Source organism: Methylophaga sp. (assembly GCF_009711715.1).
Lineage (GTDB): Bacteria > Pseudomonadota > Gammaproteobacteria > Nitrosococcales > Methylophagaceae > Methylophaga.
In genome coordinates this window covers 17,101-30,975 of record NZ_VENF01000014.1, presented here as the reverse complement: position 1 = coordinate 30,975, position 13,875 = coordinate 17,101, and the positions used below count along the sequence as shown (strand labels likewise).

Below are 13,875 nucleotides of genomic sequence, written 5' to 3'. Positions count from 1 at the left end.
TTTTATTTGCACTGTATTTTTTACATTTGCCTGTGTCAATGATATACAAACACAGAATTTTTACTTGTTGTTTTTAAATGTTTTTAATGATTTTTAACTGTACTCTGTGTATTTCTTTTGTGTAGATTATTTATTTATGAAGCCAGTAAATGCTGACTTTTTGCGCAAATCTAGGGTACTGGCAAAAATAGGGGCTAAATTTTGCGTTAATGTTTCAACGTGGCAATTCAAATACTTCTGCAATTTCTTCAAGCCGATAAAAACGCTCTCCGCCTCGATAAACGGGCTTAACTGGACAATCATCCAGCAAAACATAATGCAGAAATTCATCAGGGGTTAAATGCAGCATCCTTAAAGCCAGCCATTCAGGAACTACAGGATTGTGCGTTGGTGTAATTCCTACGTGGTGCACCCATTTCTTGAGGTATTCGAGTTTGTCGGTTTTGGTTTTTAGAGTGTTCACAGGTTCAACTCTTGGCATCGGGACTTTAGGACACCCCTCTAGGGGTGTGTCCTGTCCTGTCCCGCTAGTGCAGTGGGACATGTCCCGGCAATGTCTCACAAATGTCCCGCTGTCCCGCTAAGGTGTAAAGCCAGCGTTTTAGGGGGGTTCGGGCATTAATAGTCATCTTTCAAGTATGTCCCGCTATTGCCTCTAGCCATTATTCTGGCATCAATCAGTTCAGCCATGTCCGAATAGGGGAATGTCCCGCTGGTGTTGAGTGTATAAACGTCATTTTTTTCTTCCATGACTTTCATGTACGTCAGTGTATTTCGTGCCCTTTGAAAGGCTCTCCTTTTGGCTTCAGGGTTGCCCTTATGTATCTCATAGAAACATGGCCGCCAGTCTTCCAATGAAACAGATATTAATTGACCTTTTGAAGCCGGGTCTGCTGCTGTCAAAAAGGATTCCATGCCGGTTTTGACGTTTTCAGTCATCTGCTCATTGCTGGCTGGTGCATTGTCGCTGAGATTAAACACAACGCTTGATTCTGGGTGGCCCTCAATATCAAGCCAGGGCAAAGACACAACTTCCAGTTCCCATTGGCTGGGTGATGGTTTTGCGCTGTCCTTCATTTTGGTGCAAACCAAAGACCGTAAATTGTTTTTTTGGGTGATACTATATTCAATATCTAAAGCTGCTCTGATTGCACTACTGCCCCGGCTTCGTTCGCTTTCATTGTGGCCGCTATGGTGAACCGTCAGAATGGTTGATTTATACAATCTGCGCAGCTCATCAATCGCAGAAAAGTAATTCCCCATATCCTGTGCGCTGTTCTCGTCACCCTGCATATTTCGGTGCAAGGTATCAATCACAATCAGATTAGGGTCGCCGTATTCACTCTTGACTGTATCAATGGCATCAATAACATTTTGCAGTTCTTCGGATGTATTCAACGCAGCACCACGTTCAGAAACAACTAGCGGTGCTTTTTTAAGGTCCGCTTCTGCATTATTGGCCAGTGCCCAAGCTTTCAACCTCCTGCTTATACCGTGATGCCCTTCGCCTGCAATATAGACCACTGCGCCCTGTTTAACGCGATAGCCGTGCCAATCTCTGCCGGTGGCAATACAAGCAGCCCAATCAATACATACAATTGATTTACCAATTGCAGGCTGTCCGAATAACAAAACATTACTTTCTGGCAATAAGTGAGCACGAATAAGATACTCAAGTGGCTCAGGCGTTTTCAATAAATCGCTGACAGGGGCAAGCCGAAATAATGGTTTAGTTTGAACCGGCTTTCTGATTGTTTGAGCAAAATTATCATCCATGTTTCACCTCATCCAATAACCAGCGATCATTCCAATCTGTGCCGACTTCGTCATCTAGGAAGCTAGGCAATGCAACTTCCGCACGGACTGATGCCGCTGCATTGAACGCCGCTTTTTTACCCGCTTCATCAGCATCGCCCGCGATCACTATCCTGGCATCCGGAAATGCTGCTCTGAATACCTGTGCAACGGGTTTAAGATTATTGGAGTTAAACGCCACGATAACTGAACAGTCAGGTGTGAAATGCTCTGACAATGTGCAGCCAGTAGCAAACCCCTCACTTATTACGATGGCGTCACTCGGCCTTGTTCTGCTCCACAACTGATAGTGATGCCCACGAATCGCACCATCTTTGAGAAAGGTTTTCTTCCCATCTGGCTGGATGAATTGCAGGCTGTGAATATTCCCAAGCAAATCCATGACTGGAATCGTCAATGCTTTTTTATAAAGCCAGATAGGTGTCGGCGGTGTGATTTTCTTCGATAATAAATACGGATGATTTGCAGGTGCATAAGTGCAATCATCCAGAATATATTCAGCACGATCTGAGGCTTTCTGACGCGCTTTCTGACGTACTCTTTCAGCCTTCGCCTGTCTCTGCTTCGCCAGCTCAATCAAAGGCTTAAAATTGGCCTTTGATTGGCTCGGATCGTAGCCGTATTGTTTAGCAATATGAAACAGCGTTTTGATACTGATACCACCATCAGGTGAGATACTTTTCCAGGTATCATGTGCTGCTTTAGGATCATAATTGCTGCCTGTCGCACTCCAATCATCAAAAATTTCAAAGGGTACGCCTGCTGACTTCAAAGCCATTGCAAGCTGTGCCCATGTTGAGCGATCTACATCTGCTGAAATGAAGTATAGAGCGTCAGTAGCTTCCTGAATCGTGTTAAAATTAGTTTGTGATTGTTGGCTGGCTTCTTCGCGGGGGCTGGCCTTCTTCATTTCGTAGCTTCCCCTGCTTCCAACTCGGAAACGTAGCGTTCTAACTCTTTAACGCTTATCAGCCTTTTATCGCCGATTTTGAATGATTTCAGCTTTCCAGAGTTCAGGATCTTGTAAAAAAAACCGTGTGATACGCCGAGCGCGCCTCTGGCCTCCTTAACCGATAAAGCAAGTTTTAAGTCTTGTGCAATTTGTGACATGTGTTTGTCCTCGTAAATTCATGAGTAACATCACTCGTCACAATTGTATGTTATTGTTTTTATTGATAAACATGAAAACAGAAATTTGAGTTTTCAAGAAAAGTTAGTTTCAGTTTTCAATTATTTTTTTGTTGGCTCCAGTGCTCGTATAGCTGCTGCGCCACATCGTAAACATCAAACTCACCATCTTCTTTCATTTGCTTTATATAGCTATTGATAGCACGGGTTGTGCAGTTTTTTCTGCGTGCCATATCTTCGATAGCCTTGGTTTTTTCGCCTCTGACACCTTCCAGCCTGTAGTTAGCGATAAATCCAGCCAAAAGACCTGCTTCAAAAAGCGTCAAGCCTTTACTGTTGTGTGTGTGCCGAAAAACTGGCTTGTCCTCAATGCAGTCAGCCATAAACCACATAAATTCCTCTAGCGGAAGGTAATCCTCGTTCAGTTTGTGGCCTCTTCGCAGATATTTGATAAGTTCAGATTTTAGAAATGGTTCATTGCGTTTGTATTTACAATAAAGCAGATACAAATTATCAAATTGATACATAACATCACTCATTTCTTACCCTCCAACACTTCCTTGTAAATATCAGCAATCTTATTGCCAGCCTCGATACGCTGCTCAACATATTCAGCGTGGTTATAAACGGCCATGACACCTTCAAGCGAATGATTAAGGCACTTTTCAACGATATACGGCTCAATCCCTTTATCATTTAATCTTGTAGCAAAAGTCCGACGGCAATCATGCGGGGTAAACCTGTCAGCATCTTCATAACCTTGCTTTATAAGTCGTCTTTTTAACCATGCTTGAATGGCGGTTTTGCCTGTTTCTGGCAGTGGTAATTGCTCTTTTGCCAAATCAGACAAGTGAACCCAATGCGCCTTACCGTTTTTTGAGTCAGTAACGCGCCATATATCAGCATCTAGGTGGCCTTCTTGAGCTTCGCTTATCCTCAGCCCGGTCAATAGTAAGAACCGGATTAAACGGGCGTTAGGATGGGATAAATTGAAAATGAACCTGATTTCATCATCGTTTAGAACACGTTCACGCGGCTTGGCAACATACCCGGTAACGTCACTGGTTACGCCGTCCATTGGTGACAATTCGATATAACCAAGCTGCAAAGCGTATGAAAACACGTTCTTTGCATGACTCCTTAACTGGTCTGCTGCTCTCTCACCTCGCTTTGCATACTCCTGAATGAATTTAACTAATTGACGTTTAGTAATATCACTGACGCGCTTTGTGCCAAATTCAGCGGATAAAATATCTAGATAGCGTTTTGCTTGCTCTGGTCGCTTATGCTTTCGGCTGCCACTCAGTACCCGTTCTTTGTAGTACTTATTCAGGAACAGAGAAAACAGCGAGTCATCAACCAGATCGGCCTTATCCAGCTTCAAAACCTTGTTTTTAGCTTCCTTATATTTAAGGTCGCCAAATTTGCCCAGCGTTTTGATTCTGACTTTGCCGCCTTTGGCCGTTTTATAAATCCAAACCTTTGAGGCTTTTCGCACTCGCAAGTACAATGAGTCGCCTGCAGAGTAATCGCGATCGCTTCCAGTAAAAACCAATTTCCTGGCAATGGTATCACTCGTGATTTTTACCCTGCTTTGTGTTTGTGTATTGCTCATTTCGTGTGTGTACCTTGTGTATGTATCAGTGATATACAACCATGAATAACGATAAATACACAAATATAGCAAGTCAAGGAAATTCAAACAGTTATGAACAATAATAAACAGATAAAAGTACTCTTTGTCTGCATGGGCAATATTTGTCGTTCTCCGACCGCCGAGGGCGTGTTCACTCACCTGGTTGAAAAGCACGGCACGCTGGATCGTTTTCTGATTGATTCGGCTGGCACGCATGCTTATCACATCGGCGAGGAACCCGATGCCCGCGCCCAGCAAACTGCCCGTCAGCGCGGCATTGATCTCTCGCACATCCGTGCCCGTAAGTTCGCCCGCACCGATTTTGAGATGTTTGACCATATCCTGGCGATGGATACCGACAATTACGACATCCTGCATGCCGCTTGTCCGCCCGGATTAAGAGACAAAATCAAACTGTTTCTGGATTATGCGCCGGAAAGAGAGGAAAGTGACGTGCCTGACCCGTATTACGGTGGTCAGAACGGTTTTGATCATGTTTTTGATCTGGTTGAAGATGCTTCAGTCGGCTTCTATAGCAGCGTTATGACCAAGGTGACTACCCCCAATTAAGTAGTTGCTTTGATCGCTGGGCAGCGTATGATTGCGCGTTGACTTGAATTTCAATAAGGACTTTCAACGTGAACGCGCGCCATAAAAGTCAGACAATGGTGTCTGCCTCCCTGCTGGGTATAGTCTTGTCTTTGATGCCGCAACTGGCAGCGGCAGTTACTGATGTTAAATTGCTCGATCTGACCACACACTGGGTCGGATACGCAGCCATCGCTTTGTTCATCTTCGCCTACGCCCTGGTCGTGGTCGAAGAAGAAATTCATATGCGTAAATCGAAACCGGTCATGGTTGCCGCCGGCCTGATCTGGGCCATGATCGCACTGATTTACGCTCAGCAACCGGATTCCAGCTATCACCATACCGCCGAAGTGATGATCCGGCACAATCTGCTGGAATATGCCGAATTGTTCCTGTTCCTGCTTGCCGCCATGACTTATATCGGCACCATGGGGGAACGTGGCGTGTTTGATGCCCTGCGTGCCTGGCTGATTAACAAGGGCTTTTCCCTGCGCACGATTTTCTGGCTCACCGGCCTGCTGGCGTTTTTTATCTCACCGGTAGCCGATAACCTCACTACCGCCCTGCTGATGGCCACCGTGGTCATGGCTGTTGGTGGCAATAACCTCGGCTTTGTGACCGTCGCCTGTATCAATATCGTCGTAGCTGCGAATGCCGGCGGTGCATTCAGTCCATTTGGTGATATCACGACACTGATGGTCTGGCAAAAGGGTGTGGTCGAATTCCATGAATTTTTCGCTTTGTTCCTGCCGTCGCTGGTGAACTGGTTTATTCCGGCCTTTTTGATGTCATTAACCGTGAAAAATGTGACGCCGGAAGCGGGCAATGACTCAGTGGTCCTGAAAGACGGTGCCTTTGTTGTCATCGGCCTGTTTCTGCTGACGATTGCGATGGCAGTCTGCGCCCATAATTTCCTGCATTTGCCACCGGTAGTGGGCATGATGACCGGTCTGGGTTTCCTGAAAATTTATGGCTATATCCTCAAGCTGCGTGAGTCGCGCCTGATGATGGAGCTGGAAGAGGTAGGTGAAGGCAAACGACCATTTAATATTTTCCGCCAGATTGAACGCGCCGAATGGGACACGCTCATGTTCTTCTACGGCATTATTCTCTGCGTCGGCGGTCTCGGCACGATTGGCTACCTGAGCCTGGGCTCAGAACTGATGTATGGAGATTTGGGGCCGACCACAGCCAATATCCTGATCGGCCTGATTTCAGCGGTAGTCGATAATATTCCGGTGATGTTTGCCGTACTGTCGATGATGCCTGAAATGAGCCATGGTCAGTGGCTGCTGGTGACACTGACGGCCGGCGTCGGAGGTTCTTTGTTATCGATTGGCTCCGCTGCCGGTGTGGCAGTGATGGGTCAGGCACGCGGCATTTACACCTTTTTCAGTCATCTGAAATGGATGTGGGCTATCGCGCTGGGCTATGCCGCCAGTATCTGGCTCCATCTCTGGCTTAATGCCTCACTGTTTGAAGTGACGGTGCATTAAAAAAAGCGGCCTGCGGGCCGCTTTTTCATTGCTGTTACTCAGTCGTAAAGTCTTAGCACCAATTCGGCAATACAGGCTGCACGCTTGCTGTTTTCAACTTCGATCTTGACCTCACGCACCAGCTCCAGACCACGTCGTAACTCACGGATTTCGATAATCCGGGTGCGGGCCCGGATACGTTTGCCAGCTCTGACCGGTGCCGGAAACACGACTTTATTCATGCCGTAGTTAACCACCAGCCGAGCTTCAGGGTAATCATTTTTTGACGGATTCACGGTATCAGTCAGCATCGGGATCAACGACAGTGTCAAAAAACCGTGCGCTATCGTGGTCTTGAATGGCGACTCCTGCGCCGCACGTACCGGATCGGTATGAATCCACTGGTGATCGCCGGTTACCCCGGCAAACTGGTCAATACAGGTCTGATCTACCTGAAACCATTCACCAACATAACTTTCCTGCCCCAGTTCTGCTTCCAGACGTTGCCGCAATGCTACAAATTTCTCGCTGAGCGCCCGGTCCTCCGGAATGATCTGGGTTTCATCGGGTTCATGGAAAAAATGAAAATACTGTGTCCACGGCAGCGACAGGTTGCGGATATCTGAAACTTTTTTGTTCAGCGTTTCCGGCCAGTTTTTCAATGTACTTTCAACCCGGCTCTTCAACTCGCTGTTCAAAGACTCGAGCTTTTCCTGCCCTTGTTTTAGTGATTCGACCAACCGCATACGATTTCCTTTTATCCTGCACTATCGCCTCAAGCTGAGACTTCGCTTCAATGCTGAAGTTTACGCTGTCATATCTGAGCCAACTGACGAACAATTCACATCATCCCAGCCAGAATGAATCCATTCATTTCCAACCACGCCGCCGTAGCACAAAACCGGCGCAGCGGGTACAATTTAGCGTTTATTTAGCCACGACATTAGCGACCATCATGCTCTACAGCACCGACGACTTGCGAATAATCGGCATACAGGAAGTCCTGCCGCCGGCGCAACTACATGAAGAACTGCCTATCACCGATAAAGCATCGGAGACGGTATTTCTTGCCCGCAAGGCCAGTCAGGACATTCTGCACAAGCGTGATGATCGTTTGATTGTCATCGTCGGACCCTGCTCAATCCATGATCCGATTGCTGCCCGTGAGTATGCCACAAGACTGAAACCGCTGATCGAAGAATTAAAGGACGATCTGCACATCATCATGCGGGTTTATTTCGAGAAACCCCGCTCGGTGGTGGGCTGGAAAGGCCTCATTAATGACCCTTACCTCGATGGCAGCTTCAAAATCAATGACGGACTGCATATTGCCCGCAAACTGCTGCTCGACCTGGCCGAAATGGGGATTCCGGCAGCAACCGAATATCTCGATCTCATCAGTCCTCAGTACATTGCCGATCTGGTCTCCTGGGGTGCCATCGGTGCCCGTACCACCGAAAGTCAGGCTCACCGTGAGCTGGCTTCCGGTCTGTCATGTCCGGTGGGATTCAAGAACGCGACCGACGGTGGTCTGCAGATTGCAGTTGATGCCTGCTTGTCAGCGTCCAAACCACATCACTTCATGTCTTTGACCAAAGCTGGCCGTTCAGCAATTTTCTCAACTACCGGTAACCCTGACTGTCATGTGATTCTGCGCGGAGGTCGTACCCCCAATTTTGACGCTGACAGTGTCAATGCGGCAGCAGAAGTTATTGGCCGGTCCGGTCAGACGGTACGGATTATGATTGACTGCAGTCATGCCAACAGCGGCAAAAATCATATTCAACAGGAAACTGTCTGCCGTGATGTGGCAGCTCAGGTCGCGGCCGGTGACAAACGAATCATCGGCCTGATGCTGGAAAGCCACCTAGTTGCCGGTCGTCAAAATGCTGAACCGGGCAAGGAACTGGTCTACGGTCAGAGCATTACCGATGCCTGCATGGCATGGGATAAGACCGAAGTACTATTACGTGAGCTGGCTGCTGCGGTTCGCGAACGTCGCCAGCATCAATAATTTCAATCAATGCTGCCGGAATTTCCCGGCTCAGCGGTTGTCGCTCTACTGCGCGCTAAGTTGCTCTATGACAAAGAGATAAACTTGCGTGCGGCGTTTCGGAAATAGCCCTGTTTAGGCTATAATTAGCGATTAACGATTTGCAGCCGGGCCCCGCTCGTACTGAAATCAGAACGAATTCCCGAGAAAATCAGTAGGTTATTAAATGGCAGATTATGCCCTGATATTGTTAAGCACGATACTGGTGAACAACATCGTCCTGGTGAAATTCCTTGGGCTGTGTCCGTTCATGGGCGTGTCACGCAAGCTGGAAACGGCGATGGGTATGGCGCTGGCAACGACTTTCGTGCTGACTTTGTCCTCGATCAGCAGTTATCTGATTAACGCATATCTGCTGGCCCCTTTCGGTATCGAGTTTCTGCGAACCATCAGCTTTATCTTCGTGATCGCCGTGGTCGTGCAGTTCACCGAAATGGTCGTCCACAAAACCAGCCCGCTGTTGTATCAGGTACTGGGTATCTTCCTGCCATTAATCACCACCAACTGTGCCGTGCTGGGGGTCGCCCTGCTTAATGTGCAGGAACAGCATGGTTTCATTGAATCTGCGCTTTACGGCTTTGGTGCTGCTATCGGTTTCTCAATGGTACTGGTGATCTTTGCCGGCATGCGCGAACGCCTGGCTGCAGCAGATGTGCCGGTGCCGTTCCAGGGTGCCGCCATCGGTCTGATAACGGCCGGTTTAATGTCGATGGCCTTTATGGGCTTTGCCGGACTGGTGAAGGTCTAAGTCTATGTTGACAGCGATTATTGCCCTGACGCTGCTGGCGTTAATCCTCGGACTGTTGCTCGGCTTTGCCTCGGTCAAATTCAAGGTCGAGGGCGATCCGATTGTCGAGCAAATCGACAAACTGCTGCCGCAAACCCAATGCGGCCAATGCAGTTTTGCCGGTTGCCGTCCCTATGCCGAGGCGATTGCAGCCGGTGAGGTCGATATCAACCGCTGCCCACCCGGTGGCGAGTCTACTATTCAGGCACTGGCCGACCTGCTGGATGTCGAGCCCAAGCCGCTGGATGAAGAATGCGGTATCGAGAAACCCAAAATGCTGGCAGTGATCGATGAAGAACGCTGCATCGGTTGCACATTATGTATTCAGGCCTGCCCGGTCGATGCCATTCTCGGCGCTGCCAAGCATATGCATACCGTCATCGCTGATGAATGCACCGGCTGTGAACTGTGTGTCGAGCCCTGCCCGGTCGACTGTATCGATATGGTTGAAATGGCACAGAATCCGAACACCTGGCGCTGGCCGGATCCGTCACATCTGCAACTGGAACGCGGAGGTCAGGCATGAACCAGCCCTTAGGTGACTTTCCGGGCGGTTTGAAACTGCGCGGCCATAAAAAACGCTCGACCCAGACCCCGATCCGTAAAACGCCATTGGCCAGACAGTTGATCCTGCCTCTGCAACAGCACATCGGTGCCGCTGCCATGCCGGTGGTGGAAGTCGGTGACAAGGTCCTGAAAGGTCAGCGCATCGCCCGCGCCGATGGTCACGTTTCTGTCTGCCTTCATGCACCCAGCTCAGGCACGGTGGTGGCTATCGATGAGCAACCGATTCCCCATCCTTCCGGGCTCAGTGCTCCCTGCATCACCATTGAAACCGATGGCGAAGATCAGTGGATTGAACGCCACCCGGTTGAAAATTATCGCGACATTTCACCGCATGAAATTCGTCAAATCATTCGTGATGCCGGTATTGTCGGCCTGGGTGGTGCCGGATTCCCCAGCTTTATCAAGCTGAATCCGGGCGTGCATCACACGGTGGAAACGCTGCTGTTGAACGGTGCCGAGTGTGAACCATACATCTCCTGTGACGACATGTTGATGCGGGAACGTGCCGACGGCATTCTCGACGGTGTTGAAATCATGCAGCATGCGCTGCGTGCTCGTGAGGTCATTCTCGCTATTGAAGATAACAAGCCGCTCGCAATTTCTTCGATGAAACTGGCGCTGGCTGCCAGACCCCATCTCAGTGAAACCCGGATCGTCGTGATCCCGACCCGTTATCCTACCGGCGGTGAGAAGCAGATTATCCAGGTCGTCACCGGCAAGGAAGTACCAAGTAACGGCCTGCCGATTGATATCGGCATCGTCTCACATAATATGGGGACCGCTTATGCCGTGGGTCGCGCCATTAACCATGGTGAGCCACTGATTTCACGCATCGTTACTGTCACTGGCACCGATGTGACCCATGCCGGTAACTTCGAGACCCTGTTCGGTACGCCGATTTCAGAACTGCTGGCTTTTGCTGAAACCCGGCGTGAGCCGGACGAGCCGTTTATTCTTGGCGGTCCGATGATGGGCTTTAACCTGTCCGGCGATAATCTGCCGGTCACCAAGACCGCCAACTGCATTCTGGTCGGTGTCGATGATGCCGCCGAGAAAACTGAAGCGCTGCCCTGTATACGTTGTGGCGACTGTGCCTCGGTGTGTCCGGCCAGTCTGCTGCCGCAACAGCTTTACTGGCATTCCCGTGCCAAGGATTTCGATCAGACCCGTGATTACAACCTGTTTGATTGTATCGAGTGCGGCTGCTGCGATTATGTCTGCCCCAGCAAGATTCCACTGGTCTCCTACTTCCGTTTTGCCAAGACGGAAATTATGAATCAGGAACGCGAACGTAAAAAATCGGACCTTGCCCGCGAACGCTTCGAAACCCGTCAGGCCAGGATGGAACGGGAACAGCGCGAAAAAGAAGAACGTCAGCGTCAGCGCAAAGCTGCCTTGGCTGCATCCAAAGCAAAAAAAGAAAAAGAGGCTGCAGCCGACACCACGGCAGCAGACGACAAGGAGAACTGAGACTATGGCGCTATTCCGGATAAGTCCGCCTTTCCTGGCGGGGACTAACCGCGTCACGCTGCAAATGCTGCAAGTACTGCTGGCTATGGTGCCGGCAGTCATTGCCATGGTCTATTTCTTCGGCCCTGCCGTGCTTATCAATATCGTGCTGGCCCTGGTGGTTGCACTTGGTGCTGAAGCCCTGCTGCTGAAAATACGCCATCGCCCGATCAAGCCGTTTCTCAGTGATGGCAGTGCTGCGGTCACTGCTGTACTGCTGGCTGTTGCAATCCCTCCTCTGTCCCCCTGGTGGCTGACCGTCACCGGTGTGCTGTTTGCCATTGTGTTTGCCAAACATCTTTACGGTGGCCTTGGCTACAACCCTTTCAATCCGGCGATGGTTGGTTATGTCCTGCTGCTCTTGTCTTTCCCGCTGGAAATGACAACGTGGTTGCCGGTTTTGTCTCTGGCGGACAATCCGCTGGGCTTTGTCGACGCCTTTCACCTGATTTTTTATGGTGAAACTGCTGCCGGGCTAACCCCGGATGCTGTGTCTGGCGCGACACCGCTGGATGCAATGAAAACCCAGATTGGTCAGCAGATTCAGCCGGCGCTGATTACTAATCAGAACCTGTTTGGTTTTGTTGGTGGCCTGGGTTGGGAGTGGATCAATATCTGGTTTATGCTGGGCGGTCTATATCTGCTGTATAAGCGCGTCATCAGCTGGCAGGTCCCGGTCGCCATGATCGGCACCTTGTTTGTCCTGAGCCTTGTGACCCAGTGGTTTGCGCCGGATATCACCGGTTCACCGCTGTTTCATCTGTTCAGTGGCGGCACCATGATCGGGGCTTTCTTTATTGCCACCGATCCTGTTTCAGGTTCAACCACACCCAATGGCCGACTGGTTTTCGGTGCCGGTGTCGGTGCCCTGACTTTTATAATCCGTGTCTGGGGCGGCTATCCGGATGGTGTCGCCTTTGGTGTGTTACTGATGAATATGCTGGTGCCGCTGATTGATTACTACACCCAGCCCAAAGTCTACGGAACCGGCAAACAATGAAGGATTTGCAGAAACATATTGTCCGGGTCGGCCTGCTGCTGGGTCTGTTTGCGATTGTTGCCACCACCCTGGTCGCGCTCACCGAACAGAATACCCGTGAACAGATCAAAGAAAACCAGCGCCAGGCGCTGCTGGACGGCATCAATGCCTTGATACCGCATGATGAATACAACAACGCCATTCTTCAGGACACTTTGCTGTTGCCGCCGACGCAGGCACTGGGAACTGAAGAACCGACACTGGTCTACCGGGCAAGGATGGATGATGAGCCGATTGCTGCCGTGCTGACCGTGATTGCACCGGATGGTTATTCGGGCACCATCAAGATGCTTGTTGGTATCTATTACAGCGGTAAACTGGCTGGCGTACGTGTTATCGACCACAAAGAAACGCCTGGCCTGGGTGATAAAATTGATGTCAAAAAAGACGACTGGATATTGCAGTTTGAAGGTCTGTCACTCGGCAACCCGCCAGCATCCAAATGGCGGGTGAAAAAAGACGGCGGTCAGTTTGACCAGTTCACCGGTGCCACCATTACCCCACGGGCGGTAGTCGGTGCAGTCAAACAATCGCTGGAATATTTCCGCAAACATCGTGATGAGCTGTTTGCCGTCGCGGAGGAAGAGGAATGAATGCATACAAACAGATCATCGTAGACGGATTATGGAAAAATAATCCCGGCCTGGTTCAACTGCTGGGGCTGTGCCCCCTGCTGGCCGTGACCAATACCGTGATCAACGGGCTGGGACTGGGACTTGCTACCATCCTGACTTTGGTTGCATCGAACGGCATTATTTCGCTGCTGCGTAATCAAATCCCGGATGAAGCGCGGCTGCCGGTATTTGTCATGATTATCGCATCTATCGTCACCATCATTGAACTGTCGATGAATGCCTGGTTCCATGAGCTCTATCTGATCCTGGGTATTTTCATTCCGCTTATCGTCACCAACTGTTCGATTATCGGCCGTGCTGAAGCCTTTGCCGCCCGTAACTCGGTGGGGCCGGCGCTGCTTGATGGACTGATGATGGGACTCGGTTTTGCAGCTGTATTAATTTTGCTGGGCGCGATGCGTGAACTGATTGGTCAGGGCACCCTGTTTTCCCAGGCTTACCTGATGTTCGGTGAAGGCGCACGAGGGCTGACCATCACCGTGATTGAGGATTACCGTGGATTTCTGATGGCCCTGTTACCACCGGGTGCTTTTATCGGTCTGGGCCTGCTTGTCGCCCTCAAGAACAGCATCGATATCCGTCTGGCGAAACGTGAACCCAAAGCCAGTGTGGTTGAGGTCGAAACCCCGGCAGCAGGTTAGGC

General features: G+C 49.9%; 16 protein-coding genes. 9 read left to right on the top strand and 7 right to left on the bottom strand.

The genetic code is table 11. The features are described from left to right. Nucleotides 1-214 precede the first annotated feature (214 nt). The 6 genes from FH755_RS10945 to FH755_RS10920 form a co-directional block, all read right to left on the bottom strand. The gene (locus FH755_RS10945; RefSeq protein WP_292441156.1) at nt 215-463 is read right to left on the bottom strand and encodes a hypothetical protein; all 249 of its coding nucleotides are present in this window, start codon (nt 461-463) and stop codon (nt 215-217) included. A 155-nt stretch (nt 464-618) separates the two neighbouring features. Further along, complete coding sequence (locus tag FH755_RS10940) at nt 619-1,776, bottom strand: AAA family ATPase (protein ID WP_292441155.1); 1,158 nt, start codon at nt 1,774-1,776, stop codon at nt 619-621. Next, on the bottom strand, nt 1,769-2,725 hold the full coding sequence (locus tag FH755_RS10935; RefSeq protein ID WP_292441154.1) for a PriCT-2 domain-containing protein: 957 nt from the start codon (nt 2,723-2,725) through the stop codon (nt 1,769-1,771). The genes FH755_RS10940 and FH755_RS10935 overlap by 8 nt, the downstream gene beginning before the upstream one ends. Beyond that, on the bottom strand, nt 2,722-2,925 hold the full coding sequence (locus FH755_RS10930) for a helix-turn-helix domain-containing protein (protein WP_292441153.1): 204 nt from the start codon (nt 2,923-2,925) through the stop codon (nt 2,722-2,724). Before FH755_RS10930 ends, FH755_RS10935 begins: the two co-directional genes overlap by 4 nt. A gap of 116 nt (nt 2,926-3,041) precedes the next feature. Then, nucleotides 3,042-3,482 (bottom strand): hypothetical protein, encoded by a 441-nt coding sequence (locus tag FH755_RS10925; RefSeq protein WP_292441152.1) that lies wholly within the window; start codon nt 3,480-3,482, stop codon nt 3,042-3,044. After that, entirely contained in the window at nt 3,479-4,558 is a 1,080-nt protein-coding gene (locus tag FH755_RS10920; RefSeq protein ID WP_292441151.1) for a tyrosine-type recombinase/integrase, read from the bottom strand. Before FH755_RS10920 ends, FH755_RS10925 begins: the two co-directional genes overlap by 4 nt. A 93-nt stretch (nt 4,559-4,651) precedes the next feature. Here FH755_RS10920 and FH755_RS10915 point away from each other — a divergent pair, with 93 nt between their 5' ends. Together FH755_RS10915 and nhaD are read left to right on the top strand one after the other, a co-directional pair. Then, nucleotides 4,652-5,149 (top strand): low molecular weight protein-tyrosine-phosphatase, encoded by a 498-nt coding sequence (locus tag FH755_RS10915; RefSeq protein WP_292441150.1) that lies wholly within the window; start codon nt 4,652-4,654, stop codon nt 5,147-5,149. Nucleotides 5,150-5,283: 134 nt separating this feature from the next. After that, entirely contained in the window at nt 5,284-6,663 is a 1,380-nt protein-coding gene (gene nhaD / locus FH755_RS10910; protein WP_292441240.1) for a sodium:proton antiporter NhaD, read from the top strand. Between the two features lie 38 nt (nt 6,664-6,701). On the opposite strand, the gene FH755_RS10905 is transcribed toward nhaD, so the two are convergent. Next, the gene (locus tag FH755_RS10905) at nt 6,702-7,388 is read right to left on the bottom strand and encodes a MaoC family dehydratase (RefSeq protein WP_292441149.1); all 687 of its coding nucleotides are present in this window, start codon (nt 7,386-7,388) and stop codon (nt 6,702-6,704) included. Between the two features lie 209 nt (nt 7,389-7,597). Between FH755_RS10905 and FH755_RS10900 the strand changes: the two genes are divergently transcribed. The 7 genes from FH755_RS10900 (at nt 7,598) to FH755_RS10870 (ending at nt 13,873) form a co-directional block, all read left to right on the top strand. Continuing rightward, nucleotides 7,598-8,656: a 3-deoxy-7-phosphoheptulonate synthase gene (locus tag FH755_RS10900; RefSeq protein WP_292441239.1), complete on the top strand. Its 1,059-nt coding sequence runs from the start codon at nt 7,598-7,600 to the stop codon at nt 8,654-8,656. A gap of 205 nt (nt 8,657-8,861) precedes the next feature. Further along, nucleotides 8,862-9,443 carry an electron transport complex subunit RsxA gene (gene rsxA / locus FH755_RS10895; RefSeq protein ID WP_292441148.1) on the top strand — a complete coding sequence of 194 codons (582 nt, stop codon included), beginning with the start codon at nt 8,862-8,864 and terminating at the stop codon, nt 9,441-9,443. Between the two features lie 4 nt (nt 9,444-9,447). After that, nucleotides 9,448-10,008 (top strand): electron transport complex subunit RsxB, encoded by a 561-nt coding sequence (gene rsxB / locus FH755_RS10890; RefSeq protein ID WP_292441147.1) that lies wholly within the window; start codon nt 9,448-9,450, stop codon nt 10,006-10,008. Beyond that, entirely contained in the window at nt 10,005-11,519 is a 1,515-nt protein-coding gene (gene rsxC / locus FH755_RS10885; RefSeq protein ID WP_292441146.1) for an electron transport complex subunit RsxC, read from the top strand. The genes rsxB and rsxC overlap by 4 nt, the downstream gene beginning before the upstream one ends. A 4-nt stretch (nt 11,520-11,523) precedes the next feature. Further along, nucleotides 11,524-12,558, top strand: coding sequence for an electron transport complex subunit RsxD (gene rsxD / locus FH755_RS10880; protein ID WP_292441145.1), 1,035 nt, complete (start codon nt 11,524-11,526; stop codon nt 12,556-12,558). Then, nucleotides 12,555-13,190, top strand: coding sequence for an electron transport complex subunit RsxG (gene rsxG, locus FH755_RS10875; RefSeq protein ID WP_292441144.1), 636 nt, complete (start codon nt 12,555-12,557; stop codon nt 13,188-13,190). The genes rsxD and rsxG overlap by 4 nt, the downstream gene beginning before the upstream one ends. Beyond that, a complete protein-coding gene (locus tag FH755_RS10870) occupies nt 13,187-13,873 on the top strand; it encodes an electron transport complex subunit E (protein WP_292441143.1) in 687 nt (228 codons plus the stop codon). Before rsxG ends, FH755_RS10870 begins: the two co-directional genes overlap by 4 nt. Nucleotides 13,874-13,875 lie beyond the last annotated feature (2 nt).